Genomic DNA, 23,737 nt, shown 5'->3' with positions numbered 1-23,737 from the left:
TACCGGACTGGGCATGAGCATGCTGGATATGTTCATGGTGTTGTTGGCATCCGGTGCACGGTTGTTGGCTCTCAGCGCACTGCAGTCATTCCGGGGTGCTGGGTCTGGTGGCGGTGGTCGCGTGGGGTGATGCCGTACAGCGTCTTGAGGGCACAGTTGAAGGATGTGGGGCTCCGGGAATCCCCGGCGTGCGGCGATGTCCTGGTGTCCCGGATGCGCAGCAAGGTCATTCACGAGGTGTATGAACGCTGGTGGGCCGGTCCGGAACTGCCCGTCGCCTCCTGGCCCGCCCAGATGCCGGCCCGCGCCGCGTCCACCGTGGTGGAACTGCTGCGCTGGATAGCCACCGGCGACCGGCCCGCCGACATCCCGGCCGACGTCGAGTGCCACCAGGGAGACGTTCTGGTCTTCCTCACCGGACGCGGCGGTATCACGACCGCCATCAAGGAGACCACCCAACTCATCGGAGCAGAGCCAGAAATGGGCCGGATCGCCGACGCGCTTGAGCTGCTGCCGCTGTACGGCGAGCTGCCCGCCGCCCAACGGAGCCGCGCCCTGCGGCCGGAGAGTCGTCGGCGCGGCACCCGCTACCGAGTAATTTTCGCCACCAACCCGGGCGGAGACCTCGCTGACCATCGACGGCATCCGCCACGTCGTGGACACCGGTCTGATCAACCGCTCCTTCTGGGATCCGGCAACCGCCATCGAGTCGACCGAACCGGTACCGCATTCTCAGCACGGGCTGCGGCAGCGGCGCGGCCGGGCCGGCCGGACCGCCCCGGGGATCTGGCACTGCCTTTACACCGAGCGGCAGTTCACCGAGCTGGAAACCGAGACCCCGCCGGAGATCGTCCGGGCGCCGCTGCCCCGCCGTGCTGCTGGTTGCCACCGTCGCCGGGGTGTCCGACCCCACTTCGCTGCGCTGGCCGCGCCCGCGACGAACATGGAGACCCGCCCCCTGTCGGCCGTCAACTGGCGATCACACCAACGAAACCGCGTGCTCCCCGCACCCGCGGGGATGGTCCCGCCTACCTCTTCAACCCCGCAGACCTCGAGACGTGCTCCCCGCACCCGCAGGGACGACACCTCGTCGGGTTGAGCTAGCGCCGGTTCAGCTTTAGGTGGGCGATATGACCCATTCGATGAAAGTGCCTGCGAACGGCGCATGCGTGACGCAAACTCGCAGGTGAGGCTGCTCCCCGCACGAGCGGGGATGGCCCCTCGGCCGCTTCGGCATGGGTCAGCCCGGCCTCCTGCTCCCCGCGCGAGCGGGGAAGGTCCCTCATCGAGGCCCACACGGACGGCACCGGAGTCCTGCTCCCCGTATCCGCGGGGATGGTCCCACCGAGCTCCGTGCAGTAGCGCCGTGATCATCTGGGCCGGCTGCTGGAGGTGAGTGGGGCGGGTCGGGTCATGCCCGAAACCTGAGCGGCCGCACTCGGCTGCGGGCCCCCGGACTCGGCGGTGCCCCGCCCAGTTCCCCATGTGGGGTGCCTGGCGGGGCACGGCTGTGTCCCAGAATCTTCAGTAGGTGTTTTTGATCCCTGGCCGTGAGGTGCGTGCGCCTGGATGATCTGAGTTGTGAGGGCTGGCGGGACGGCTCGGCGGTACTGCCGGGAGTGTGGTGATCCGCTGCCGCAGACGATGGCGGCGGAGGCGGTGTTCTGCTCGGGTCGGTGCAGGTCACAGCGGTGGCGGAGGCGCTGTCACGTTGTTGGGTGGGTAGGTGTCTGATGGTGCGTCGTGGCGTGGTGGAGCCCGGTTCCGGGCTGTGCTCAGGCCGTGGTGGAGGGGTAGGCGGCGCCGGTGATCTGCTCCCAGATTGCGAAGCGGATGCTCATTTCGGCTCGGTAGTGGTGTGCGGACAGCCGGTGGCGTCGGGGTCGGAAGTGGGGTGAGATGCCGCTGAACGCGGACAGGAACCGCTGGGCTGCGCCGGTGCCGCGGAAGCCTTTCATCGCCCGTTCGCGCTGCCTTGTTGGCTGGTGGCTGTTCTCCGCCCGGTTGTTCAGCCCCTTGTGGGAGCGGTGCTCGACGCAGGGCATGACCTCGCGGAGGGCGGCGCCGTAGGAGCGGAGCTTGTCGGTGACGATCACCCGCGGCACCGCACCCGTGTTCTTCAGCAGGCGGCGCAAGAAGCGTCTGGCCGCGGCCTTGTCTCGCCGGTTCTGCACCAGGACGTCCAGGACGTTGCCGTCCTGGTCGCCGGCCCGCCACAGGTACTTCTGTTCCCCATTGATCTTGACGAAGACCTCGTCCAGGTGCCACTTGTCCCCAGGTCGAGGCTGTCGGCGGTGCAGCGCGTTGGCGTACTGCTGACCGAACTTGCCGCACCACCGCCGTACCGTCTCGTACGAGACGGTCACGCCGCGCTCAAGCATCAGCTCCTCGACCTCGCGGAACGACAGCGGGAAACGGAAGTACAGCCACACACAGTGGGAGATCACCTCGACCGGATACCGGTGCCCCTTGTACGACAGCGACGCACTCCCCACGGACGACCCCTCCCAGCCTGATCGATCCGAAGATCATCCCACCGGTCAGCCAACGTGACAGTGCCAGCGCGACAGTCCGGTGAGGACTGACTCTCGGGCAAGAGACGGGTGTCGATGACGTTCTTTATGACAAGGGCGGAGTTCATGGGAGTCCATGCTGTGAGGGGTACTGACAGGGACCCCCACTGATCGCTTCGCTTTCCTACGCTGGGATCCATGGACAACCGGGCCGAAGTCAGCGCGTTCCTCAAGTCCCGCCGCGCCAAGATCACACCGAAGCAGGCGGGCATGCCGGTGTACGGGCAGCGGCGGGTGCCCGGGCTGCGCCGCGGTGAGGTCGCGATGCTCGCCGGGATGAGCGTCGAGTACTACACGCGCCTGGAGCGCGGCAACCTCACCGGGGTCTCCGACAGCGTCTTGGACGCCCTCGCCCAGGCCCTGCGGCTGGACGACACCGAGCGGGATCACCTCTACGCGCTCGCCCGGGCGGCCAACACCAGTGGGGCCCGGGTCCGGCACCGCCCGAAGAAGGCCACCGTGCGGCCGAGTGTGCTGCGCATCGTCGAGGGACTTCACGACCAGCCGGCGTACGTGCGCAACAACCGAATGGACATTCTGGCGGCCAATCCGCTCGCCCGCGCTTTGTTCAGCGAGGTGTTCGAGGCGGAGCCGGTCAACACCTGCCGGTTCGTCTTCCTCGACCCCCGCGCCGCCCGGCTGTTCCCCGACTGGGAACGCGTGGCCCGCGACGGGGTCGGGGTGCTGCGGGTCGAGGCAGCCAACAACCCCTACGACCGGGAGCTGTCGAACCTGATCGGTGAGCTGTCCACCCGCAGCGACGCCTTCCGCACCATGTGGGGCGCGCACGACGTGCACGTCTTCACCGAGGGAACCAAGCGGTTCCACCATCCGGCGGTGGGCGAGATGGAGCTGGTGCACGAGTCGCTGGCCCTGCCCGGCGACGAGGGGCTGTCCATCACCGTGTACAGCGCCGATCCTTACACCCCGGCCGCGGACGCCCTGAAGCTGCTGGCCAGCTGGGCAGCGAGCCAGAACCGGGACGCGGCCGCCTCTTAGAGGTCGTTTGCTTCTGATGTTTTATCCCGGAATCTGCTGTTTAGCCTATGGTGTCGGGTCGCGCCAGGAGATGGTGGCCTCATCGGTGAGGCGGCGGGCCATCAGGTCGGTCATGGCGAGGTGGATCACGGCTTCGGAGCGGGCGGGCAGGGGCTCGTAGTCACGGGCGAGACGTCGGTGGAACATCAGCCAGCCGTAGGTTCGTTCGACCGCTTACCGCTTCGGGATCGGGGTGAATCCCCCTCCCAGGGGTGCGGGCGGTGATTTCCATGTCGATGCCGAGGGTGGCTGCGTGCTCGACGAGGTGCTGGCGGTAGCCGCCGTCGACCCACACCTTGCGGATGCCGGGGTGTTCGGCGGCGACCTGGTCCAGGAGCCGGGTGCCAGCTACGGAGTCCTGCACGCTCGCCGCGGTGACCAGCACGGCAAGCAGGAGTCCGATGGTGTCGGTGACGATGTTCCGCTTTCTGCCCACGATCTTCTTCCCTGCGTCGATGCCCTGGCTGGAGGCATGAACGCTGCTGGAGGTCTTGACGCTCTGGGCGTCGATCACACAGGCCGATGGCTCGGCGTCCCGTCCTTCCTTCTCCCGCAAGAGTTGCCGGAGCAGGCCGTTGAGCTGGGTGAACACTCCTTCCTGTTGCCACTTGACGAAGTAGCCGTAGACCGTGTTCCAGTTCGGGAAGTCGTGCGGGAGGTAGCGCCATCGCACGCCGGTGCGGTCCACGTACAAGATCGCGTTCATGATTTCGCGCAGGTCATGCTCGGGCGGCCGGCCGAAGTCCAGGGCCCTGCCGCGGCGCTCGAAGCGCCGGGCTGAGAGCACCGGCTCAATCAACTCCCAGCGGGCATCAGAGAGATCGAGCAGGCGCCTGGCCGGGCGCCAGCCAGGCGCCTTCAGCCGGCCGACGCCCCGACGTCGTGCGCGAGTGGCTGACGTGGGCGTCGGCTGGGATGGAGGGGGTGGTCTTCAAGAGGCTGGACGACGCCTACCGCCCGTCGGTGAGGGGCTGGCAGAAATACAAGGTCCGTGAGACGAGCGAGGCGATCGTCGGCGCATCTGTTCTCCCTACTCACATGAGTGCGCATGGGCGCAGGTCGCCAAGGCGCACGCGCCCGGTGCGACGACCGCTCCGCTGCTGCGAGGTCACCGGCCCGGGAGGCTTCCCTTCCGCGTCTTCTCCACCGGCGCCCTTCTCCACGCAACCTGCAGCGGCAGTGGCACAGGGCTGCCGCCGACCGGAAGGACTCCGCTACCGACCGCCGCACGCAGCCGTCCGCGTCACACCCTCGTCCACCTCTCTTCGCTCGCCGCGGCGGCATGAGCCGGCGGACGCCTCCGCCATCTCATGGTCCTGCCACCAACGGTCTCCTCATCTGGACGTCATGTCTCATGCGGGGCCGGGCGAGGCATGACTTGGCCGGGGCATCTGTGCCGATCGGTCCCCTGAAGCCGATGGTCGGCCACCTGGGCACTGCTGGCGACCCGACCCGGACTGCGCGCGGCAGCCGCCCGCAAGCCCGAGGCTGGGCAGTGTCCGGGGCGTCCGGCGTGGGCCGTCCCGGACACTGCCGGCGCCAGCCGTCCCGGAGCGACTTGTCTCCAGCCCCGGCGCTGGAGGCAGGCGTCTGACAGTGGCTGCGCCGTGTGATCGTGAGCTGGTCCGATCGCGCTCGTGGAGCAGGATCAGAGACTCGCGAACCCCAGCACCAGCGGCGCCACGGCAACGAGCATGATGGCGGCCGGGATGCCGCTCCCCTTCGCGTCGCCTCCACGGACGTGCGTGATCACGGCGCCCAGGAAGTACAGGACGACACCGATCGCCGCCGCGATGCCCAACGGTCGGAAGACGATGCCGGCCAGCAGCCCCAGAGCGCCCGCGATCTTGACCAGGCCGAGCGGCAAGAACCAGCTGTCGGGCACCCCGAGCGCCTTGAGCGGCTCTGTGATCTTCGGATCGCGGGTGATGTCGGGAACGGCAGAGAAGACCAGCAGCAGGGACACCACGACAGCGAGGACGACATAGGCGATAAACACGGAGAACTCCGGAGGGAGAGGGGACCGCCGACCGGTCCGGGAATAGAGGGCGGCAAGCGATGAGTGGCGGAAAATAATGTAAGTGCTTCAATGATTGACTGCAACCGATTGTTTCCTTGCTTGCTACGGTCGGACCATGGCCAGCGAACGATCCGAGGGCACCGCCCCCGCCACCAGCGCTCCCGTCAGCTCCCCCATCAGCGACGACACCCCCGAATCCGGCGGTCCCGACTCCCGCCTCGCCCTGCTCCTGGCGCGGCATGGTGGAGCCACCGACACCTGGATCCGTGAGGCACTCACCGCCTCCGAGGTCACGCCCCGCCAAGCCGTCGTGCTGATGTACCTCGACGGCGGTCAGCTCGGCCAGCGCGACCTCGGTGCCCGGCTGCGCGTAGACCCCAGCGTCCTGGTCGCTCTCCTCAACGCGCTGGAGGACCGCGATCTGGTACGACGGCGCCGTGATCCGGCCGACCGCCGCCGTCACATCGTCGAGATCACCGAAGCGGGCACGGCCGCCGTTACCAAGCTCGACGCCGCCATCGGCCGCGTCGAGGACGAGCTCTTCGCCGACCTCACCCCGCAGGAGCGCGACACCCTGCACTCACTCCTGGCCCGTGTCCGCACCACCTACGACGGCGCCTGCGACGCCTAGCCGACCACGGACTGCTGAATACATGAACGTGCCGGGGTGCGGAGCGCTTCACGCTCGGCACCCCGTTCTCGCAGGCGATGGGCGAATTCCAGGGATCGACGCAACACGTGGTCGGTTGATCAGGCCGCGAGCAGATCAGACAGGCACTCGGCTGGGGTTTCCCAGCCGAGTGTTACGGCGACGGCGTCCAGGTGCTCACGGGTGTGGACGTTGAGATCGGTCCCCTTGCGGACGTACTGCCATAGCAGGCCGTTGGTGTTCTCGTTCGATCCGCGCTGCCAGGGCTGCTGGGTCCAGAAGTAGACAGGGATGTCCGTGGCTACGGTGAACGCCCGGTGAGCGGCCACCTCACCGCCCTGGTCCCAGGCGAGGAATCGCCGCAGATGCCGCGAGAGGTGCTTCACGGTCTCGATCAGTGCGTCCCTCGTGGCTGCCGCTCCGTGGCCCGTTGGTCGTGCAGCCGGCGCGGGACGTGGACCGTGCGGACGTTGTCGCGGAAGTACCGCTTGATCTCGCCAATGACGGTCGGCATCGCGAACGTCGGGAACTGCACGCCCGGTCCGGATCGAACCGGCCGATGGCCTTGATCAGCCCGATGGTCCCGACCTGAGAGGGCGTTAAGTCCCGTTCCTGGTGATATGGTGTCACCCGTTCGTGGGTGATGGGGTGGTTCCTCCCTCGTGTCATGTCGTGTGCATGATGGAGTCGCGGGCATGGAACGGATGCCGTACGCAACCGACTTGTCCGACGAGCAGTGGGCGCTGATCGAGCCGCTGGTCACCGCGTGGAAGCAGGAGCGGGTGGCCCGGTCGGCGACCGGGGCCCCAGGTTCCTGCGACCTGCGCGAGGTCGTGAACGCGCTGCTCTACCAGAACCGGACGGGCTGTCAGTGGCGGCTCCTGCCACATGACCTCCCGGCCTGGTCGGCGGTGTTCTACTACTTCACCCTGTGGCGCCAGGACGGCCTTGACCAGCGGATCCAGGAGATCCTGCGCTGCCAGGTGCGGGAGCGGTCCAGACGATTAGAGGACCCGTCCCTGGTGATCATCGACACCCAGTCCGTCCGCGTGGCGGCCGGGGTGCCGAAGGAGACGACGGGACTGGACGCGCACAAGAAAACGCCCGGCAGGAAGCGGGGACTCGCCGTCGACGTGCTGGGCCTGATCATCGGCGTGGTGATCCTCGCCGCGAGCGCGCACGACAACGAGGCCGGCATCGCCCTGCTGGACCAGGCGGCCGAACGATGCGGGACGCGCCTGGAAAAAGTCCTGGCCGACCAGGGTTTCAAAGACGCCGTGATCATCCACGGGGCGGTGAAGGACATCACCGTCGAGGTGGTCCGACGCAACCCCGACGACGAAGGCAAGGGCTTCGTCCCGCAGCCGAAGCGGTGGGTGGTCGAACAGGCCAACGGCACCCTCATGCTGCACCGGCGCCTCGCCCGCGACTACGACCACCGACCCGACAACGCGGCCTCCCGCGTCTACTGGGCCTCCACCGCCGGCATGCTCCGCCGCCTCACCACCCCTGCCCCCACCTGGCGGGACGACGTGGATCTGGCCGCGTGAACGTCCACGAACTCCTGCGGCTGCTGCAGACCGAACACGATGACACCGCAGCCCGCGCCGACCACCTGCGCGAGCAGATCGAGCGGCTCACCACCGCCCTCGCCGAGACCGAAGCCCGCCTGGCCGAGCTCGCCGCCACCCGCAAGGTCATCGACGGCCTCACCCCTCCCGACCACGCAACAGCCCCCGCGGAGACCGCCACCGCCACCGTCTACCAGCGCATCGTGACCACGTTCAACGAGCACCCCGGGAAGGTGTTCCGCGTCCACGATCTGCACGAACACCTCGGCCTGCCCACCGACGAGCCCTCGATCAACGTCACCCGCTCCCGCCTGGGACGACTCGTCCGCCAAGGACTCCTCGAACAAACCGGACGCGGCCGCTATCAGAAACGGACTTAACGCCCTCTGATACCGCCATGTTGCGCGAGAGTTCAAGACAGGAGGCGCAGCGGGTGCAAAAAAGCCCTGCACCGTGCGAGTGCGGGGCGGGGATGCGCGGCCGTACCCTTCGAGAGTTCGGCGGATCAGAATTCGTAGTCGGCGATGATCCACGTGGCGATCTCGCGCCACAGCGCCACGCCCGCCTGGTGGTCCGGGTGCTCGAAGTACGTGTGCAGCGCGTCCACGTCGTCGAACGCGAAGTTGGCCGCGAAGTCGTAGGCGATGGGGCGGTCGGTGAAGTTCCAGCCGAGCTCGCAGGAACGGATCTCCTTGATGCTGCCGTCGAGCGCGCGGAGGGCGTCCACACCCTTCATGACCCGCGGGTCATTGCGCTCGACGCCCTCGTTGAGCTTGAAGAGGATCAGGTGGCGGATCATATGAGCTCCAGGAGGGGCGTAAGGGGTGGGGGGCTACTCAGCCTGGTCAGCGAGCCAGGTGAAGAAGTTGCCGACGGACTGAGCCGGGTTCGAGATGCCCTCGAACCCTGTCTGGACGTAGCTGGCGGCGTTTCCCGGGTCCGTGACATCACGTACAGCACGAAGACCACGAGCTGGACGCGTTGGAGGCTGAGGGCCGCGCCGTCTTTGCGGCCCACCTGGTCGACACGAGCGGGCGGCCTGGAGACGGCGACCGCAGGCTGCGCGGACTTCGAGCGCAACTACTTGTACCCGACCGCGCCTGCGCCGGCACCCTCGTCGACGGGGCCAAGACCTGTCTCAACCTCACGATCAAAACCGCGAGCAGGCCCAAGGGCTCGCAGGGCTTCGTGGTCGCTACTCGCGGAGCATCGCGCCGCCGTTGACCGACCAGACCTGCCCGTTGATCCACTCGCCGTCGTCGGACAGGAGGAAGGCCACTGTGCCGGCCAGGTCTTCCGGCTTGCCGAAGCGGGTGCTGGGAAGCGTCATGCGGGTGAACTCCAGCGCCTCCGGGCTCAGAGCCATCTTCTGCGCGGATTCGGTCAGGACGACTCCGGGAGACACGCAGTTGCAGCGGATGCCCTGCTTGCCCCAGCGGGAGGCGATGTGCCGGGTGAGTGCGTTGATCCCCGCCTTGCTCGTCTGGTACGCCGCGCGCTGGTGGTCGCCCACGTGCGCCGCGAGGGAGGAGGTGTTGACGATGGCACCACCGCCTTGTTCGAGCAGCAGGGGAAGGACCGCGCGGCTGGTGAGCGCGAAGCCGATCAGGTTCACTTCCAGGGTGCGCCGCCATACGGCCGGGTCCATGTCGAGCAGGTCGCCGTCACGGCCCAGGGTCTCCGCCGAGACGTCGGCGGCGACGTTGTAGAGGCCGTCGACTCCGCCGAGTCGGGAGACGGCGGTGTCGACGAGTGCACGTACCGAACGCTCATCGGCGAGGTCGAACTCGACAGCGAAAGCCGTTGCGCCCGTACTGGTGATGCGCTTGGCGGTGGCCTCGGCCGCGTCGATGTCGACGTCACCGACCACCACCGCCGCGCCCTCGGCCGCGAGCCGCTCGGCGGTGGCCGCGCCGATCCCGGAGGCACCTCCGGCGACGACGATGCGCTTTCCGTTGAGTCCCTGCATTGCACTACTCCTTGTCTGTTCCGGCGCCGCAGCGATCGTCTGCTGGTAACGCCTCGTGGGGGATGTGCGGGTCTGATGTCGACCCGTCATCTCGAACTGGGGACCGTCGTCCGCGCTCTCAGCCCCTTGCGGGTGGAACCCGGCGGGGCAGATCAGTCCTGCGGTACCAAGGGCTGCCTCCTCCAGGCCCCCGGGGGCCTCGGTCAGCAGTACGACGATGTCTCCCTCTTCCCGGTGATCAAAGACGTCGGGGCGATCAGGGCGCACTGCCCGGCGCCCACGCACTTGGTTTCGTCCACGGTGAGCTTCATGGGGGTTCGTCATTCGACCGGAACGTCCACTTCAGACAACACAGTATCCGACACTAGTTGGAAAACCAACACTTGTTGGTTAGGTAGAGTGTGGGCCATGACCACGTCTCGACGGAACGCGCCGGCAGGCGACCGCCGCGTACGGCGTACTCACGCGGCCCTGCAGGGAGCGCTGATCAAGCTCGTCGAGGAGCAGGACCTGGGGCAGATCAGCGTCGCGGACGTGGCGGAACAGGCCGGGGTGAACCGCACGACCTTCTACGACCACTACCGGGACGTGCACGAACTGGCCGAGGCCGCCTGCACCGCGACGATCGACACCCTCATCGAGTCCCTCCCCGCCCTCGACCCCGCGCTGGCGGCCCCGGATGCGGAACCCGCCCGCTCACTCGTCGCGTTCTTCCAGAACCTCGCCGAACACGCCGGCCTCTACCGCAGCCTCCTGGGACCGCAGGGCAGCGCCCGCGTCATCGACCACATCCGCAGCCGAATCTGCGCCAGCGTCCACGTCACGGTGCGCCTCAACGCCGGCGCTGCGCCGGACAGCGTCTCGACGACCGACACCCCCCACGACGTACCCGCCGCATTCACCGCCGGGGCACTCCTCGGCGTGGCCACCGACTGGCTCCAACGCGACAGCCCCCGCACACCGAACGAGATGGCCGAACTGACCTGGCAACTCCTCGTCACCCACCACCCCACCGACGCCCGGCATGCCACAACATGAGGTGATCCTGCGGCTCGCGAGCCTCGAGAAGAATCGCCCGCGAACGACGATCAAGACCGCAGTCGACAGCGCGAAGGGCTGGAGGAGACGCTGGGCAGCGGGGGATCGACGGACATGCGGCTGGGAGGAAACCACCTTCGCCCAGCTCTACACGCCCCGCGCCGCCGTCGCGTCCGTGCCGCACGGAAGTCACCGCAGGCCGGGGGCGGACAAGCATTCCGAATCCCGCACCCCAGGCCAGGCTTTGAAGCCACCCGGCCAGACTCCGGCCCGCTGCTGCTGGTCGGCCGCCGCCCGCCCGCCCGACGGCGCGGGGATCACCGTGAGGCAGCGGCATCTGTCTCCTCGTGGAGGTCTCACCCTGAAAAAACTTGCACCTGACGTTAGCGTGAGGTTCTAGCGTGGCTGTTGTCGGGCCCATCAGGGCGCTTCCGACGATGCATACCTACGTGAAGGACCACTCCCATGGACATCGCCAACTCCGTCGCTCTCGTCACGGGTGCGAGCCGCGGCCTCGGCCGCCACTTCGTCACCCAGCTGCTGGAGCGGGGAGCGTCCAAGGTGTACGCCACCGCACGCAACCCCGAGAGCGTTGATCTGCCCGGAGCGGAGGTGCTTCGGCTCGACATCACTGACCCGGCCTCCGTCGCCGCCGTGGCGGAAGCCGCCTCGGACGTGACGCTGCTGGTCAACAACGCCGGGATCATCACCATCAATAGCCTGGTCAACGGGGATCTGGACCAGATCGAACTGGAGATGGACACCGCCTACTACGGCCCGTTGCGCATGATCCGGGCCTTCGCCCCGATCCTGGAGGCGGGTGGCGGCGGGGCGATCGTCAACGTCCTGTCGGTGGCGTCCTGGGTCCCTTCCGAGCACTGGGGTGCCTACAGTGCGGCCAAGGCCGCCGCCTGGAGCCTGACCAACAGCGTCCGCCTCGAACTGGCCGGCCAGAACACTCTGGTCACCGGCGTGTACATGGGACCCACCGACACCGACATGGCTAAAGGTCAGCTGTTCGAGAAGAACGATCCGGCCGACGTCGTCAGGGCCGCGCTCGACGGGGTGGAGGCCGAGAAGTCCGAGGTCATCGCCGACGCGCTGTCCGCGCGGGCCAAGGCTGACCTGGCCCTGGATCCCGCCGTGATCTACACACCGGCCACGACCGCCGCCTGACATCCAGGGATCGCTCCCCACGGCGCGACGGTCCGCAACCGAGGAGCGCGCCCTCCATTCCCCCAGCTCGCACAGCGAAAAGAAGGCCCCGCCATGAACACCCCCACCTCGTCCAAGCCCAAGGCACTGATCGTCATCCCATCGGCTGCTCTTCTGCCGCTTATCGAACCGGCAGGCCACCCCGGCGTATCCACCGGGTTCTACCTGGTCGAGCTGGCGCAGATCCTCAAGGAATTCGGCGACGAGTACGACTTCACCTTCGCCACCCCCGGCGGGATCGTCCCGCAGCTCGAGATCAACGGCCTGGCCCTGTCGATGCACGCCGCGGACAAGTTCAGCTCCGCAACGGTCTCGGCCACCGCGGCACAGGCGTTCCGCTTCGATGTCGACACCTTCCGCGCCAAGCGGCCGGAACTTGTCGCCCGCCGTGACGCCGAACTCGCCCTCTCTCGCCGCTACCTGGGCCGACTGCCCGTTTCCGAGGCGCTGCCGGGCAGCGACAAGGAAGTGGTGGTGCTGCGGGACGACCTGATCAAGTCGATGCAGGACCTGCCGGAGCACACCTTCCCGTCCGTCGAGCAGCTCGTGCACAGACACCGTGACCCCGAGGACGCCTTCGACCTGGGCGCCTTCGACTTCGTGCACATGCCGGGCGGCCACGCTCCCATGGTCGACTTCGTCGACAACCCCTGGCTCGGTGAACTCCTGCACACCCTGCGGGAGAACCAGGTGCTGATCTCACTGATCTGCCACGCCCCCATCGCCATGGCCTCGGCCAAGTACCGGGTGAGCCCCGACGGCACCGTCGTCAACGACCCCGAACACGCCTTCAACGGCGTCCGCGTGACCACGGTGGCCAAGTCCGCCGAACTCTTCGTCCTCAGCAACGGCTACCTCAAGATCCCCGGCAAGAAGGTACGGATGGGCTACTTCATCGACGAAGCCCTCAGGAACGCCGGCTACCAGGTACAGACGACCACCAACCCGACCGCCATCAAGGTCATCTGGGAGGAAGGCGTCCGCCTGCTCACCAGCAACGGCCCCCAGGCCATCGACGAGCACACCGCACGCCTGCGCACCCTCCTGCCCCGCCACTGACCCTCCCTTTCCGGCCGCCGACGTGGCGCGTGGCGTCCGCGGATGCCATACGCCAGGCCGGCATGTGTCCGCCTGATTCACCGTGATCTGGCCCGCTGCTGCCGGACGAGATGAAAGGCCCGTGATGTCGACGTCAGCTACGCTGAAACCTCCCACTAACGTCAGATACAACTCTGACGCGACGCTCAATCGGAAAGCAGGAGCGATGCGGATCGGAGAGGTCGCCGAACAGGCGGGGGTCAGCGTTCGGGCGCTGCGTTACTACGAAGAGCAGAAACTGCTCGGCGCCACGCGCACCGGCGGCGGGCAGCGGCAGTACCCGGAGGGCGCGGTCGCCCGGGTCAGGATGATCCAGCAGTTGTACGCCGCCGGCCTGTCGAGCAGGCTCGTCCGCGAGGTCCTGCCCCGGTGCATGAACGAGGGCGAATCGCCCGTCGGGTTCAGCGACAGTCTCATCACCGAACGGGCCCGCATCGACCGCCAGATCGGCGACCTGACAGCAGTGCGCGCCCGCCTCGACGAGATCATCGCGGTGGCGACAGACCCCAGCCACCCGCACCACAGCCACCCCGTACGCGGCGGCGCTACCGCCGGCACCGCCTGAATCGGTACCCAGGACCACCTGAATCGGCCTGCCGCACACTGGTCACCAGCAGTGTGCGGCAGGCCGATTCAGCGACGGACCTCACCGTGGCCGCAGGGTCGTACGAGCCGGTGCCCCTTCCGCTGCCGCACGGTCGCCGGACGGTGCGACCGGCCACGGCGCAGAGCGCCCCGGCCGGTCGCGTCACAGGAGTACGAGAGGGTGCGTGCTCACTCCATGGTGAGGACGACACGCCCCTGGAGCCCGCCCTTGACCATGCGCGCGTAAGCCTTCGAGGCCTCCTGCAGCGGGTAGGTCGCGGCCACACGCAACGCCAGGTCTCCGGCCGCGGCCAGATCGGACAGCGTCGAAAGCGTCGCTCCGTCCGGGCCGACCTGCGTCAGGAGGACCCGGATGCCCCGCTCGGTCTGGGGCAGGGCGTCGAGCCGTGTGGTCACGAACCTGCCGCCGTCCGCCACCGCCCCGATGGCGGTCTGCCCCAGCCTGGCCGTGTCCAGAACGGCGTCGACTCCTTCGGGGCGCACCTTGCGGACGGTCTCGACGAGCGGCTGCGACGCCGGCACGTACACGTCGGCCCCTGCCACCTTGGTCGCGAACTCGCCCTCGGGCGACAGGTCGGTCGCGATGACCACGGCTCCCCGGCGCTTGGCCAGCTGCACCGCGTAGCCGCCGACCGCCCCCTCCGCCCCGGTGATGAGCACGGTCTGGCCCGCCTGGATGCCGAGCAGCTCGACGGACTGGGCGGCGGTCAGGCCGTTGAGGGGGATGGTGGCGGCGTGGACGGGGTCGACACCGGCGGGCGCCGCGGCGATGGCCTGGGAAGGAACCACGATGTACTCGGCCTGGCCCCGGTTCAGCCCCAGGGGCAAGCCGTGGCTGAACGCGATGACGCTCTGCCCGGGCTTCCAGTGGGTCCCCGGGCCGACGGCGTCGACAGTGCCGGCGACATCCCAGCCGAGGCCATAGGCGACCCCCTCCGGCGGAGCGGGGAAGAAGCCCCCGCTCCAGGCCGCCACATCGGTCGGATTGAGTGCGGCCGCCTGGACCTTGATGCGAATCTCGCTCAAGCCCGGAACAGGCTTTTCGACTTCGGCGACCTCGACGACGTCCGGGCCGCCGAGCGAACGGTAAACAACTGCGCGCATGAGTACTCCTGCTGTCGGTCGCACCTGCTCACAGCAGACGCGGAAGATCGTTGACGTAGGGAGGCGAGGTCCACAGGGAACCGCGGAGCGCCAACAGCAGCCACGCTAAAACCTGACGCCAACGTCAGGTGCAAGTCGGGCGGCGTTCGGCATGAGGCCGAGCACGCCGAGCTGGTTCTCCTCCATGGTCCAAGCCCTCGGTCGCGTAGAGCGGGGGCAGGGACGCCACGCAGGACTGGACAGGGAAGTCGTCACCCACGACGCCTCGCAGATCATCGAGCGAGAGCACCTGCGAGGCCGGCCAAGCGCGGGCCAGCGTCGACTTGCCCGCGCCGGAGGCTCCGATCAGCAAGATCGGCACGATCAGCCCGTTCTCGAGCAGGCCCGGGTACAGCACCGAGGTCCTTGGGTATCTCCTTGCGGGTGACGGGCGGGCAGCCCGGTTCAGGCGTTGCCCGGCGTTGTCGTGATCAGGGCGGCGGCCTCGTGCAGGTAGCAGGAGGCGTCACCGTCGCGGTCCGGCTCGATCTGCTCCGCCCGGCGTGCGTCGGTGCTGACCAGCTGCGCGAGCATCGGCAAAGACGGCCCACCTCCCGTGCCGCGGCCGTTACCCCGATTCGCCGTGTACACGCTCACGTTCTCGGCATGAGGGGGTCTCTGCTGTTACCCCTCACAAGCGTGACTGTCTGCCGGTCTCGACTGCTGGTTTCGTGGAATGCGGCGGGCCAGAAGTGCTCCGCCCGCACCACCTACGGCGCGCATGCCGCTTTGCCGGAACGCCTCCGGATGACCGGGGCCCGCCCCGGCTCTCTTGAAAGGATCGTCAGTGAGTTCCCCCTCGTCCACGAAGCCGGATCCCTCGGCCGCCGCACCCCTCACGGGTGACGGCGGCACGGCAGCGCCTGCCGGGAAGGTCAAGCTGCCGCCGGTGGTGTGGCTGCTGGGTGCCATCACCTTCATCATGGGCACCAGCGAGTTCGTCGTCTCCGGCCTGCTGCCGGAGATTTCCGGCGCCCTCGGTGTCAGCGTCTCCAGCGCCGGGACGCTGATCAGCGCCTTCGCCGTCGGCATGATGATCGGCGCGCCCGTGATGTCGATTGCAACCCGGCGCCTGCCGCGTCGCTCGGCCCTGGTCGCCGCGCTGCTGGTCTTCGCCGCGGGTCACGTCGTCAGCGCGCTCAGCTCCAGCCTGGGGCTCGCGCTCGTCGGCCGGGTCGCCGCCGCGCTGGGCAATGGCACCTTCTGGGCCGTGGGCGCGGTGGTGGCGACCGCCGCCGCGGGACCGGCCGCCAGCACCCGTGCCACGGGTGTGATGGTCGGCGGCATCACCCTCGCCAATATCGTCGGCGTCCCGCTCGGTACGGCAGCCGGCCAGCTGGGCGGCTGGCAGGCCCCCTTCTGGATGCTCGCCGCTCTCGCCGTGGCCGCCGCCGTGGTGGTGGCCCGCCAGCTGCCCGCCGACACCACACGCGCCGGCACATCTCTGCGCTCGGAGACGGCCGCGCTCAAGCATCCGCGCCTGTGGCTGGTCTACCTGGCCATCGCGCTCATCCAGGCCGGCATCATGGGTGCCTACAGCTACGTCGCCCCGCTGCTGACCGAGCGGGCCCACCTCGCGAGTGCCGTGGTACCGCTGGCGATGCTCGGCTTCGGCATCGGCGCCCTGGCCGGCACCACGGTCGGCGGACGCCTCGGCGACCGCCGGCCCTACACCACGCTCATCCCGGCCACCGCAGTCACGGCCGCGATCCTGGGTGCCATCACCCTGTGGGCGACCAACAGCGTCGTGGCCGTGGTCCTGGTCGTACTGCTCGGCGCAGCCGGCTTCGCCAACAACCCCATCGTCGTCGGTGAGGTCGTCCGCATCGCCGGAGCTGGCCGGTCCCTGCCCATGGCCCTGGCCACGTCCGCCTTCCAGGTCGGCATCGCCACCGGTTCCTGGCTCGGCGGCATCGCCCTGACCTCCAGCCTGGGCCTTAAAGGCCCGTCGCTGACCGGCTTCGCCTTCGCTCTCGCGGCCCTGCTGCCGCTGGGCCTGCTGGCCGCCTCCCACCGCAAGACGGAAGCAGCGCGAAGCTGACACCGCACGGGGAAGCCGGGCCCTCCCCGTCCGGCATCCGACACCTCGATCCGAGCAAGCCGTACAAGACAGTTGGAGATCACCATGGAGCACCGTCTGCTGGGCCGGACCGGCCTGTCCGTCAGCAAGATGTGCCTGGGCGCGATGATGTTCGGCCCGTGGGGCAACCCCGACCACGACGAGGCCACCCGGACCATCCACCGCGCCCTGGACGCCGGCATCAACTTCATCGACACCGCCGACGTCTACTCCCACGGCGAGTCCGAGGAGATCGTCGGACAGGCGATCAAAGGCCGCCGGGACGACATCGTCCTGGCCACCAAGTTCCACAACCTCATGGGGGACGACCCCAACCAGCGCGGCAACTCCCGACGCTGGATCATGCGGGCCGTCGAGGACTCGCTGCGCCGGCTGGGAACCGACTACATCGACCTCTACCAGGTGCACCGGCCCTCACCCGACACGGACATCGAAGAGACCTTGGGCGCCCTGACGGACCTGGTACGCCAGGGCAAGGTCCGCTACCTCGGCTCCTCCACCTTCCCGGGCAGCCAGATCGTCGAAGCCCAGTGGGCCGCCCACGACAGGCGCCTGGAGCGGTTCGTGTGCGAACAGGCCCCGTACTCCATGCTCGTGCGAGGCATCGAGGCCGACGTCCTGCCCACCGCGGCCCGGCACGGCATGGGAGTGATCACCTACAGTCCGCTCGCCGGTGGCTGGCTCTCGGGCCGCTGGCGCCAGGACGCCGACCTGCCCACCCCGTCCCCGGCCCGGCAGCGCCTCGCCGACCGCTTCGACATGTCCCTGCCGGTCAACCAGCGAAAGCTGGAGGCGGCCGAAGCCCTCGCCCACCTGGCCGAGGACAACGGAATGACGCTGATCGAGATGGCCATCGCGTTCGCGCTCAACCATCCCTCGGTCGTCTCGGTCCTCATCGGCCCGCGCACGCTCCAGCATCTGGATACGCAACTGCCTGCGGCCGACGTGGTCCTGGACCCCGCGGTCCTGGACCGCATCGACGCCATCGTCACCCCCGGCACGGTCATCAACCCGGCCGACAGCAGCTTCGCCAACCCCGCCCTGGAACCGGTGGCCCGCCGACGCTGACCAGGGACTTACACGGAACACGGAACATCGAACCAGCAAGGAGCAAGCATCCATGCGGTACCGCACACTCGGCAGCTCGGACCTTCAGGTCTCGGAGATCTCCCTCGGCTCGTGGCTTACCTACGCTGGCGGCATCGAGGCCGACGCGACCCATGCCTGCACCGAAGCGGCCTTCGACGCCGGAATCAACTTCTTCGACACCGCCAATGTCTACGGACAGGGAGCTGCCGAGACGGCCTGGGGTGAGATCCTCTCGGCCCACCCCCGCGACTCCTACATCCTGGCCACCAAGGTCTGGGGCCCGATGTCGGACGACCCGGCCGACAAGGGCCTGTCTCCCGCCCAGATCGCCCGGCAGATCGACGCCTCCCTCACGCGCCTGAAGACCGACTACGTCGACCTGTACCAGGCGCACCGCTTCGACCCGTCCGTGCCCATCGAGGACACCATCGAGGCGTTCCAGAAGGTCGTCCAGCAGGGCAAGGCTCGCTACCTCGGCTTCAGCGAGTGGACCCCCGAGCAGATCCAGGCCGCGATCGACATCGTCGGCCCCGACCTGTTCGTCTCCTCCCAGCCGCAGTACTCCATGCTCTGGCAGGCCCCCGAGGCCGAGGTGTTCGGCCTGTGTGCCGCGGACGGCATCTCCCAGATCGTCTGGTCCCCCCTCGCCCAGGGCGTCCTGACCGGCAAGTACAAGCCCGGACAGCCTGTCCCCGAAGGCAGCCGGTTCGCCAGCGAGACGATGGCGGTGTCGAAGGACCTCGTCTACAGCGACGCCATCCTGGAGGCGGTCCAGCGCCTCGCGCCCATCGCCGAGCAGGCCGGGATGAGCATGCCCATCCTGGCGCTGGCCTGGGTCCTGCGCCAGGGTGAAGTCGCCTCCGCCATCACCGGCGCCTCCCGCCCCGAACAGGTCCACGCCAACGCCGCCGCCTCCGGCGTGAAGCTGTCGGACGACCTGCTGGCGGCCGTTGACCAGGCCCTCGGCGACGTCCCCGTTACCGAACCCACCCTCGCCCCTTCCGCTCAGGCTGGCGTCAAGCACCGCTGAGCAGACGGCTGCTGCCCGGCCGACGCCCCCCACCACAGTCAGAAAGCGAAGGTCTCCGCCATGACCAGCAAGATCCCCCAGGTTTCCCTCAACAACGGCGTGCAGATGCCGATTCTCGGCTTTGGCGTCTTCCAGATCCCCGAAGACCAGACCCAGCGACGTGACCGACCGCGTCGTCCTGGCCACCAAGGGCCGCTACGGCACCGGCACCGACGTCAACAGCCTCGGCTCCACCCGCCGACAACTGCGCCGATCACTGGACGCCTCCCTGCACCGCCTCGGACGCCGCGGCCATGCCGACCTGTACCAGATCCACGCCTGGGACCCCCTGACGCCGATCGAGGAGACGCTGCCCTTCCTCGACGACGCCGTCCACGCGGGGAAGATCACCTATGTGGGGCTGTCCAACTTCACCGGCTGGCAGCTCCAGCTCACCCTCTCCACCGCGCAGCAGATGGGCACCCACATGCCCGTGACACTCCAGCAGCAGTACAGCCTGCTCTCCCAGGAGAGCGAATACAAAGTCATCCCCGCCGCACTGCACAACCACGTCTCCCTGCTGCCCTGGTCCCCGCTCGCCGGCGGCTTCCTCACCGGCAAGTACCAGCGCGACACCACCCCGCCCCCGACACCCGCGCCGGCTCCGACGACAAGCTCTACCAGTGGGTCTCCGCCGAGTACGCCGCCTTTGACCGCAACTGGCACACCATCGGCACGGTCATCGGCACCGCCCACGAGATCGGCGCGACACCCAGCCAGGTCGCCCTGGCCTGGGCAGCCGACCAGCCCTCCGTCGCCGCTCCCATCGTCGGCGCCCGCACCCTCACCCACCGCACCGAGAACCTCGGTGCGGCCGAACTACACCTCGACGCCGACACCACCGTCCCCCTCAACACCGTCAGCGCACCCCAGCACGGCGGCTACCCCTACGGCGGCTTCGGCATCGCGCAGCGCTCCCGCGACTTCCACGGCAGCAAAGCCCAGACGAACCTCATCGACGGCGGAAGCGACGCACCTCTCGGTCACGCATAGCCGCACCGGTCCGGTCCGCGTCACGGCGGGAGTGTCATGAATTAGGCTCTGTTCCGTAGTCGGCCGACTACGAGACAGAGCCTAAGACCGTACAGGCCCTAGTGTCCTGAGTCTTTGATTCACTGAAGAAGTAGGCTGGGCTCATGGCGCGTATGGGTCGGCCGACGGTCGAGGTGGTCCTGACAGACGACGAGCGGGATACGTTGCTGCGCTGGTCGCGGCGGGCGACGTCGTCGCAGGCTTTGGCGTTGCGGTGCCGGATCGTTCTGGCCTGCGCCCAGGGTGGCTCAAATACCGTCGTGGGTACGGAGCTTGGGGTGCACCCGGTGACGGTGGCCAAGTGGCGCAAGCGGTTCGCGTCCGATCGGCTTCAGGGCCTGTCGGACGAGCCGCGGCCAGGGCCGCCGCGCACGGTGAGCGACGAGAAGGTCGAGGAGGTCGTGGTGCGCACGCTGGAGTCCACCCCGAAGAACGCCACGCACTGGTCGACGCGGGAGATGGCCGAGGCCAGCGGCTTGTCGCAGTCCACGGTCTCCAGGATCTGGCGGACCTTCGGCCTCAAGCCGCACCTGGTGGACACCTTCAAGCTGTCCAAGGACCCGCAGTTCATCGAGAAGGTCCGCGACGTCGTCGGTCTGTACCTGGACCCGCCGGAGCGGGCGATCGTGCTGTGCGTGGACGAGAAGTCGCAGATCCAGGCGCTGGACCGGTCCGCGCCGGTACTGCCGATGATGCCCGGCATGCCCGAGCGCCGCACCCACGACTATGTGCGCGGTGGGGTGACGGCCCTGTTCGCCGCGCTGAACGCTGCGACCGGCGAGGTCATCTCCTCCATCCACCGCCGGCACCGCGCGGTGGAGTTCAAGAAGTTCCTGGCCAAGCTCGACAAGGAGGTGCCCGAGCACCTCGATGTCCACCTGATCTGCGACAACTACGCCACTCACAAGACCCCCGCGATCCAGAAGTGGCTGCTGGCCCACCCCCGGTTCCATATGCACTTCACGCCGACCAGCGCCTCCTGGCTCAACCAGGTCGTGCGACACGAAGTCGCTTGAGAAGAGTGGGAATCACCAAGGAGGTTCGACGATGTCGAAGGTGTAGACCCGAGCCAGTGCACAGGGCTCGTTCCCGCCTCAGCGTGCGTCGCGAGTGATCGCGGGGTGCGAAGCCTGAGGAAAGGTCCAAGGATTCCCGTTCCATCCGGGGATTACAGGCCGGGAAATGCCGGACGGGTGAATGCGAATGAACCCTTGATGATGCCTCGTCATGAGCACTCTCGCCGATGGGTTGTTTCAGCGGGAGATAGGGACTGGCCATTGAAAAGTGGCAGGCGCCGACCGGAGATATCTGACCGGTCGGGAGTGCACCGCCGTCCCCGGGGTGCAGAGGGCACCCTCCCCGGCAGCACCTCTCTCATGCGGAACGTGACAACCCCGATGGAGTCCAGGCAATAAGTTTCTGGCCTGGTAAGCCAACCGCAAGTAAGGCCCAAATCTCCAGCGGGCGCAGGAAGACCCAGCAAGCGAATGCCGGTGGCCGAAAGGCAGCAGGAAACCGGGAACCACATGCCGACACCTCCGTCGGCGGTTCCCGCATAACTGGCCGGATAGGGGCCGATACCCCGACCTGAAAGGGTGCTGACGTGGGTCTGGTGAGCTTGTGAAGGCACGAAGACCGAAGACACCGGAACCGAAGGAAAAGTTGGACGTCATGACGACACACGCGGCCGGGACGGCGCAAGCCGCAGCGACCGCCGTCGGCATAGCGAACGGACCGGAGGGCGAGATCACCGACTGGCCGTCGATCGACTGGCGGAGGGTCGAGGACGACGTACGGCGTCTGCGGCAGCGCATCTTCACGGCATCGCAGGCAGGAGACCTGGCCAAGGTCAGGAATCTGCAGAAGCTGATGCTCCGCTCCCGCGCCAACGCACTCGTGAGTGTGCGGCGGGTCACGGAGGTCAACGCTGGCCGCAAGACGGCGGGGGTTGACGGGAAAGTCGTCCTGCCGCCCCAGGAAAAGGCCGAGCTGGCCGACTGGGTCCAGCATGGCGCGGCCCCGTGGAAACCCAAGCCCGTCAAGCGGGTGTATATCGCCAAGGCGAATGGAAAACAGCGCCCGCTCGGAATTCCCGTGATCGCTGACAGATGCCTCCAAGCTCTGGCACTGAATGCGCTGGAGCCCGAGTGGGAGGCACGGCTGGAACCGAAGGTCTACGGCTTCCGTCCCGGCCGTGGCTGTCATGACGCGATTGTGGCCATCCACACGACGGCGTGCGGCAAGACCGCCAAGCGCCTGTGGGTGCTCGACGCCGACTTGAAAGCGGCATTCGACCGGATCGACCACGATAATCTGCTCACGTCGCTGGGTTCGTTTCCCGGAAGGGGAATGATCGCCGGATGGCTGAAGGCGGGCGTGGTCGAGAAAGGTTGGTTCGCCCCCACGTTGGAAGGAACTCCTCAGGGCGGGGTGATCAGTCCCGCGTTGTTGAATATCGCTTTGCATGGAATGGGAAAGGCCGCTGGAGTCCGCTACCAGACTCTCGGCAGCGATGCCGCGATTTTGGCGCGTGACTCACCGGTTCTGGTCGTCTACGCCGACGACCTCCTCGCCCTGTGCCACTCGCAGGAACAAGCCGAGGAGGTCAAGGCACGGCTCGCCGCGTGGCTCGCGCCCCGGGGACTGGCTTTCAACGAGGACAAGACGCGCGTTGTCCACCTCGATGAGGGCTGCGACTTCCTGGGGTTCAACATCCGACGCTATCGCGGCAAGTTGCTGACCAAGCCGAGCAACGCGGCCCTGTGGCGGATCCGGGAACGGCTCGCCGCCGAGATGCTGGCCCTGCGAGGGGCCAACGCCGACGCGGTGATCGCCAAGCTCAACCCGATCATCAAGGGCTGGGCCGCCTACTACCGGATCGGGGTGTCCAAGCGGGCGTTCAACTCGCTGGACGCCTACGTGTGGAGGCTGGTCTACAAGTGGGCCAAGTTCTCTCACGCGAACAAGTCGAAGCGCTGGGTGACCGACCGGTACTTCGGCATGTTCAACCCGTTCAGGTATGACAGGTGGGTGTTCGGGGACCGCACCAGCGGTTTCTACCTCTACAAGTTCGCCTGGACGCCGATCGTCCGGCACCGGATGGTGCCAGGAACGGCGTCGACCGACGATCCCACCCTGGTCGACTTCTGGGCCAAGCGGCGTCGCCGCGGCAAACTCCCGCTGGGCAAAGGCACCCTGCATCTATTGCAGAAGCAGGACGGCCGATGTCCAGTCTGCGGAGGGCTGTTGCTGCACGCCGACCACGAGCCGCAAACTCCCGACCAGTGGGAACAGTGGCTCAAGGTCACCCGCACGGCGATCCGGAAACACGCGATCATCGCTGATGCGGGCAACGGCAAGCCGGACAAATCCGCCGCCCCACGTCTGATCCACACCCACTGCCACCGTCGGCTGACCACCGGCATCGGCAAGTCGCCAGCACTTCTGACCAGCCCGCGAGCCATAGAGCTTGCTTGAGCCGGTTGCCTGGAAATCGGGCACGGCCGGTTCTGAGGGGGGACCGCTGCAGCAATGCAGCGGTCCTACC

The 23,737-nt window shown here is 67.9% G+C and carries 20 protein-coding genes and 7 pseudogenes; 15 read left to right on the top strand and 12 right to left on the bottom strand.

Annotation, left to right across the window (positions count from 1 at the left end; all coding sequences use genetic code 11):
* Nucleotides 1-230: 230 nt before the first annotated feature.
* Both OG622_RS01745 and OG622_RS01740 read right to left on the bottom strand, forming a co-directional pair.
* Nucleotides 231-416, bottom strand: a complete 186-nt coding sequence (locus OG622_RS01745; RefSeq protein WP_371572602.1) for a hypothetical protein — start codon at nt 414-416, stop codon at nt 231-233.
* Nucleotides 417-1,775: 1,359 nt separating this feature from the next.
* The gene (locus tag OG622_RS01740) at nt 1,776-2,495 is read right to left on the bottom strand and encodes an IS6 family transposase (protein WP_371572600.1); all 720 of its coding nucleotides are present in this window, start codon (nt 2,493-2,495) and stop codon (nt 1,776-1,778) included.
* 216 nt (nt 2,496-2,711) lie between these two features.
* Here OG622_RS01740 and OG622_RS01735 point away from each other — a divergent pair, with 216 nt between their 5' ends.
* Nucleotides 2,712-3,572, top strand: a complete 861-nt coding sequence (locus tag OG622_RS01735) for a helix-turn-helix transcriptional regulator (protein ID WP_371572598.1) — start codon at nt 2,712-2,714, stop codon at nt 3,570-3,572.
* A 45-nt stretch (nt 3,573-3,617) separates the two neighbouring features.
* Here OG622_RS01735 and OG622_RS01730 read toward each other — a convergent pair.
* Both OG622_RS01730 and OG622_RS01725 read right to left on the bottom strand, forming a co-directional pair.
* A pseudogene (locus OG622_RS01730) lies at nt 3,618-4,440 on the bottom strand (IS5 family transposase).
* An 819-nt stretch (nt 4,441-5,259) separates the two neighbouring features.
* Nucleotides 5,260-5,610 carry a DoxX family protein gene (locus tag OG622_RS01725; protein ID WP_371572597.1) on the bottom strand — a complete coding sequence of 117 codons (351 nt, stop codon included), beginning with the start codon at nt 5,608-5,610 and terminating at the stop codon, nt 5,260-5,262.
* A gap of 136 nt (nt 5,611-5,746) precedes the next feature.
* Between OG622_RS01725 and OG622_RS01720 the strand changes: the two genes are divergently transcribed.
* The gene (locus OG622_RS01720) at nt 5,747-6,262 is read left to right on the top strand and encodes a MarR family winged helix-turn-helix transcriptional regulator (protein WP_371572595.1); all 516 of its coding nucleotides are present in this window, start codon (nt 5,747-5,749) and stop codon (nt 6,260-6,262) included.
* A 119-nt stretch (nt 6,263-6,381) separates the two neighbouring features.
* Here OG622_RS01720 and OG622_RS01715 read toward each other — a convergent pair.
* Together OG622_RS01715 and OG622_RS01710 are read right to left on the bottom strand one after the other, a co-directional pair.
* A pseudogene (locus OG622_RS01715) lies at nt 6,382-6,714 on the bottom strand (transposase); the annotation flags it as partial.
* Nucleotides 6,714-6,997: pseudogene (locus OG622_RS01710) on the bottom strand (sigma factor); the annotation flags it as partial. The pseudogenes OG622_RS01710 and OG622_RS01715, both read right to left, overlap by 1 nt.
* On the opposite strand from OG622_RS01710, the gene OG622_RS01705 reads away from it, so the two are divergent.
* Both OG622_RS01705 and OG622_RS01700 read left to right on the top strand, forming a co-directional pair.
* Complete coding sequence (locus OG622_RS01705) at nt 6,976-7,830, top strand: IS5 family transposase (protein WP_319270049.1); 855 nt, start codon at nt 6,976-6,978, stop codon at nt 7,828-7,830. The pseudogene OG622_RS01710 and the gene OG622_RS01705 overlap by 22 nt on opposite strands.
* Nucleotides 7,827-8,231 carry a hypothetical protein gene (locus OG622_RS01700; RefSeq protein ID WP_371572592.1) on the top strand — a complete coding sequence of 135 codons (405 nt, stop codon included), beginning with the start codon at nt 7,827-7,829 and terminating at the stop codon, nt 8,229-8,231. The genes OG622_RS01705 and OG622_RS01700 overlap by 4 nt, the downstream gene beginning before the upstream one ends.
* 125 nt (nt 8,232-8,356) lie before the next feature.
* Here the strand turns inward: OG622_RS01700 and OG622_RS01695 are convergent, their stop codons facing one another.
* The 3 genes and pseudogenes from OG622_RS01695 to OG622_RS01685 form a co-directional block, all read right to left on the bottom strand.
* A complete protein-coding gene (locus OG622_RS01695) occupies nt 8,357-8,650 on the bottom strand; it encodes a Dabb family protein (RefSeq protein WP_371572590.1) in 294 nt (97 codons plus the stop codon).
* A 33-nt stretch (nt 8,651-8,683) separates the two neighbouring features.
* Nucleotides 8,684-8,868: pseudogene (locus OG622_RS01690) on the bottom strand (hypothetical protein).
* A 178-nt stretch (nt 8,869-9,046) separates the two neighbouring features.
* Nucleotides 9,047-9,820 carry an SDR family NAD(P)-dependent oxidoreductase gene (locus tag OG622_RS01685; RefSeq protein ID WP_371572588.1) on the bottom strand — a complete coding sequence of 258 codons (774 nt, stop codon included), beginning with the start codon at nt 9,818-9,820 and terminating at the stop codon, nt 9,047-9,049.
* A 408-nt stretch (nt 9,821-10,228) separates the two neighbouring features.
* Here OG622_RS01685 and OG622_RS01680 point away from each other — a divergent pair, with 408 nt between their 5' ends.
* The 4 genes from OG622_RS01680 (at nt 10,229) to OG622_RS01665 (ending at nt 13,736) form a co-directional block, all read left to right on the top strand.
* Nucleotides 10,229-10,858, top strand: a complete 630-nt coding sequence (locus OG622_RS01680) for a TetR/AcrR family transcriptional regulator (RefSeq protein ID WP_371572586.1) — start codon at nt 10,229-10,231, stop codon at nt 10,856-10,858.
* A 465-nt stretch (nt 10,859-11,323) separates the two neighbouring features.
* Complete coding sequence (locus OG622_RS01675) at nt 11,324-12,034, top strand: SDR family oxidoreductase (protein WP_371572584.1); 711 nt, start codon at nt 11,324-11,326, stop codon at nt 12,032-12,034.
* Nucleotides 12,035-12,127: 93 nt separating this feature from the next.
* Nucleotides 12,128-13,132, top strand: a complete 1,005-nt coding sequence (locus tag OG622_RS01670; RefSeq protein WP_371572583.1) for a hypothetical protein — start codon at nt 12,128-12,130, stop codon at nt 13,130-13,132.
* Nucleotides 13,133-13,337: 205 nt separating this feature from the next.
* Nucleotides 13,338-13,736, top strand: coding sequence for a MerR family transcriptional regulator (locus OG622_RS01665; RefSeq protein ID WP_371572582.1), 399 nt, complete (start codon nt 13,338-13,340; stop codon nt 13,734-13,736).
* 209 nt (nt 13,737-13,945) lie between these two features.
* On the opposite strand, the gene OG622_RS01660 is transcribed toward OG622_RS01665, so the two are convergent.
* The 3 genes and pseudogenes from OG622_RS01660 to OG622_RS01650 all read right to left on the bottom strand — a co-directional run bounded on the left by OG622_RS01660 (nt 13,946) and on the right by OG622_RS01650 (nt 15,454).
* Nucleotides 13,946-14,881 (bottom strand): NADP-dependent oxidoreductase, encoded by a 936-nt coding sequence (locus OG622_RS01660; RefSeq protein WP_371572580.1) that lies wholly within the window; start codon nt 14,879-14,881, stop codon nt 13,946-13,948.
* Nucleotides 14,882-15,128: 247 nt separating this feature from the next.
* Nucleotides 15,129-15,278, bottom strand: a pseudogene (locus OG622_RS01655) (ATP/GTP-binding protein); the annotation flags it as partial.
* A 47-nt stretch (nt 15,279-15,325) separates the two neighbouring features.
* The gene (locus OG622_RS01650) at nt 15,326-15,454 is read right to left on the bottom strand and encodes a hypothetical protein (RefSeq protein WP_371572578.1); all 129 of its coding nucleotides are present in this window, start codon (nt 15,452-15,454) and stop codon (nt 15,326-15,328) included.
* A 253-nt stretch (nt 15,455-15,707) separates the two neighbouring features.
* Between OG622_RS01650 and OG622_RS01645 the strand changes: the two genes are divergently transcribed.
* The 7 genes and pseudogenes from OG622_RS01645 (at nt 15,708) to OG622_RS01615 (ending at nt 23,667) form a co-directional block, all read left to right on the top strand.
* The gene (locus OG622_RS01645; protein WP_371572576.1) at nt 15,708-16,961 is read left to right on the top strand and encodes an MFS transporter; all 1,254 of its coding nucleotides are present in this window, start codon (nt 15,708-15,710) and stop codon (nt 16,959-16,961) included.
* An 84-nt stretch (nt 16,962-17,045) separates the two neighbouring features.
* The gene (locus OG622_RS01640; protein WP_371572574.1) at nt 17,046-18,068 is read left to right on the top strand and encodes an aldo/keto reductase; all 1,023 of its coding nucleotides are present in this window, start codon (nt 17,046-17,048) and stop codon (nt 18,066-18,068) included.
* A gap of 52 nt (nt 18,069-18,120) precedes the next feature.
* Nucleotides 18,121-19,119, top strand: coding sequence for an aldo/keto reductase family protein (locus tag OG622_RS01635; RefSeq protein ID WP_371572572.1), 999 nt, complete (start codon nt 18,121-18,123; stop codon nt 19,117-19,119).
* A gap of 160 nt (nt 19,120-19,279) precedes the next feature.
* Nucleotides 19,280-19,735 (top strand): annotated as a pseudogene (locus OG622_RS01630) (aldo/keto reductase); the annotation flags it as partial.
* Nucleotides 19,636-20,151: an aldo/keto reductase gene (locus tag OG622_RS01625; RefSeq protein ID WP_371583981.1), complete on the top strand. Its 516-nt coding sequence runs from the start codon at nt 19,636-19,638 to the stop codon at nt 20,149-20,151. The pseudogene OG622_RS01630 and the gene OG622_RS01625, both read left to right, overlap by 100 nt.
* Nucleotides 20,152-20,294: 143 nt before the next feature.
* Nucleotides 20,295-21,191 (top strand): annotated as a pseudogene (locus OG622_RS01620) (IS630 family transposase); the annotation flags it as partial.
* A 670-nt stretch (nt 21,192-21,861) separates the two neighbouring features.
* Entirely contained in the window at nt 21,862-23,667 is a 1,806-nt protein-coding gene (locus tag OG622_RS01615) for a reverse transcriptase domain-containing protein (RefSeq protein WP_371572569.1), read from the top strand.
* Nucleotides 23,668-23,737 lie beyond the last annotated feature (70 nt).

The organism is Streptomyces sp. NBC_01314 (assembly GCF_041435215.1).
In the GTDB taxonomy this organism is placed as follows: Bacteria; Actinomycetota; Actinomycetes; order Streptomycetales; family Streptomycetaceae; genus Streptomyces.
Note: the sequence above shows the minus strand (reverse complement) of the source record. Positions and strands in the feature narration are given on the sequence as shown.

Coding starts and splice junctions, on each gene's coding strand:
- OG622_RS01735 (WP_371572598.1), top strand. CDS start 2,712: ATGGACAACCGGGCCGAAGTCAGCGCGTTCCTCAAGTCCCGCCGCGCC.
- OG622_RS01720 (WP_371572595.1), top strand. CDS start 5,747: ATGGCCAGCGAACGATCCGAGGGCACCGCCCCCGCCACCAGCGCTCCC.
- OG622_RS01705 (WP_319270049.1), top strand. CDS start 6,976: ATGGAACGGATGCCGTACGCAACCGACTTGTCCGACGAGCAGTGGGCG.
- OG622_RS01695 (WP_371572590.1), bottom strand. CDS start 8,650: ATGATCCGCCACCTGATCCTCTTCAAGCTCAACGAGGGCGTCGAGCGC.
- OG622_RS01685 (WP_371572588.1), bottom strand. CDS start 9,820: ATGCAGGGACTCAACGGAAAGCGCATCGTCGTCGCCGGAGGTGCCTCC.
- OG622_RS01680 (WP_371572586.1), top strand. CDS start 10,229: ATGACCACGTCTCGACGGAACGCGCCGGCAGGCGACCGCCGCGTACGG.
- OG622_RS01675 (WP_371572584.1), top strand. CDS start 11,324: ATGGACATCGCCAACTCCGTCGCTCTCGTCACGGGTGCGAGCCGCGGC.
- OG622_RS01670 (WP_371572583.1), top strand. CDS start 12,128: ATGAACACCCCCACCTCGTCCAAGCCCAAGGCACTGATCGTCATCCCA.
- OG622_RS01665 (WP_371572582.1), top strand. CDS start 13,338: ATGCGGATCGGAGAGGTCGCCGAACAGGCGGGGGTCAGCGTTCGGGCG.
- OG622_RS01660 (WP_371572580.1), bottom strand. CDS start 14,881: ATGCGCGCAGTTGTTTACCGTTCGCTCGGCGGCCCGGACGTCGTCGAG.
- OG622_RS01650 (WP_371572578.1), bottom strand. CDS start 15,454: ATGCTCGCGCAGCTGGTCAGCACCGACGCACGCCGGGCGGAGCAGATC.
- OG622_RS01640 (WP_371572574.1), top strand. CDS start 17,046: ATGGAGCACCGTCTGCTGGGCCGGACCGGCCTGTCCGTCAGCAAGATG.
- OG622_RS01635 (WP_371572572.1), top strand. CDS start 18,121: ATGCGGTACCGCACACTCGGCAGCTCGGACCTTCAGGTCTCGGAGATC.
- OG622_RS01615 (WP_371572569.1), top strand. CDS start 21,862: ATGACGACACACGCGGCCGGGACGGCGCAAGCCGCAGCGACCGCCGTC.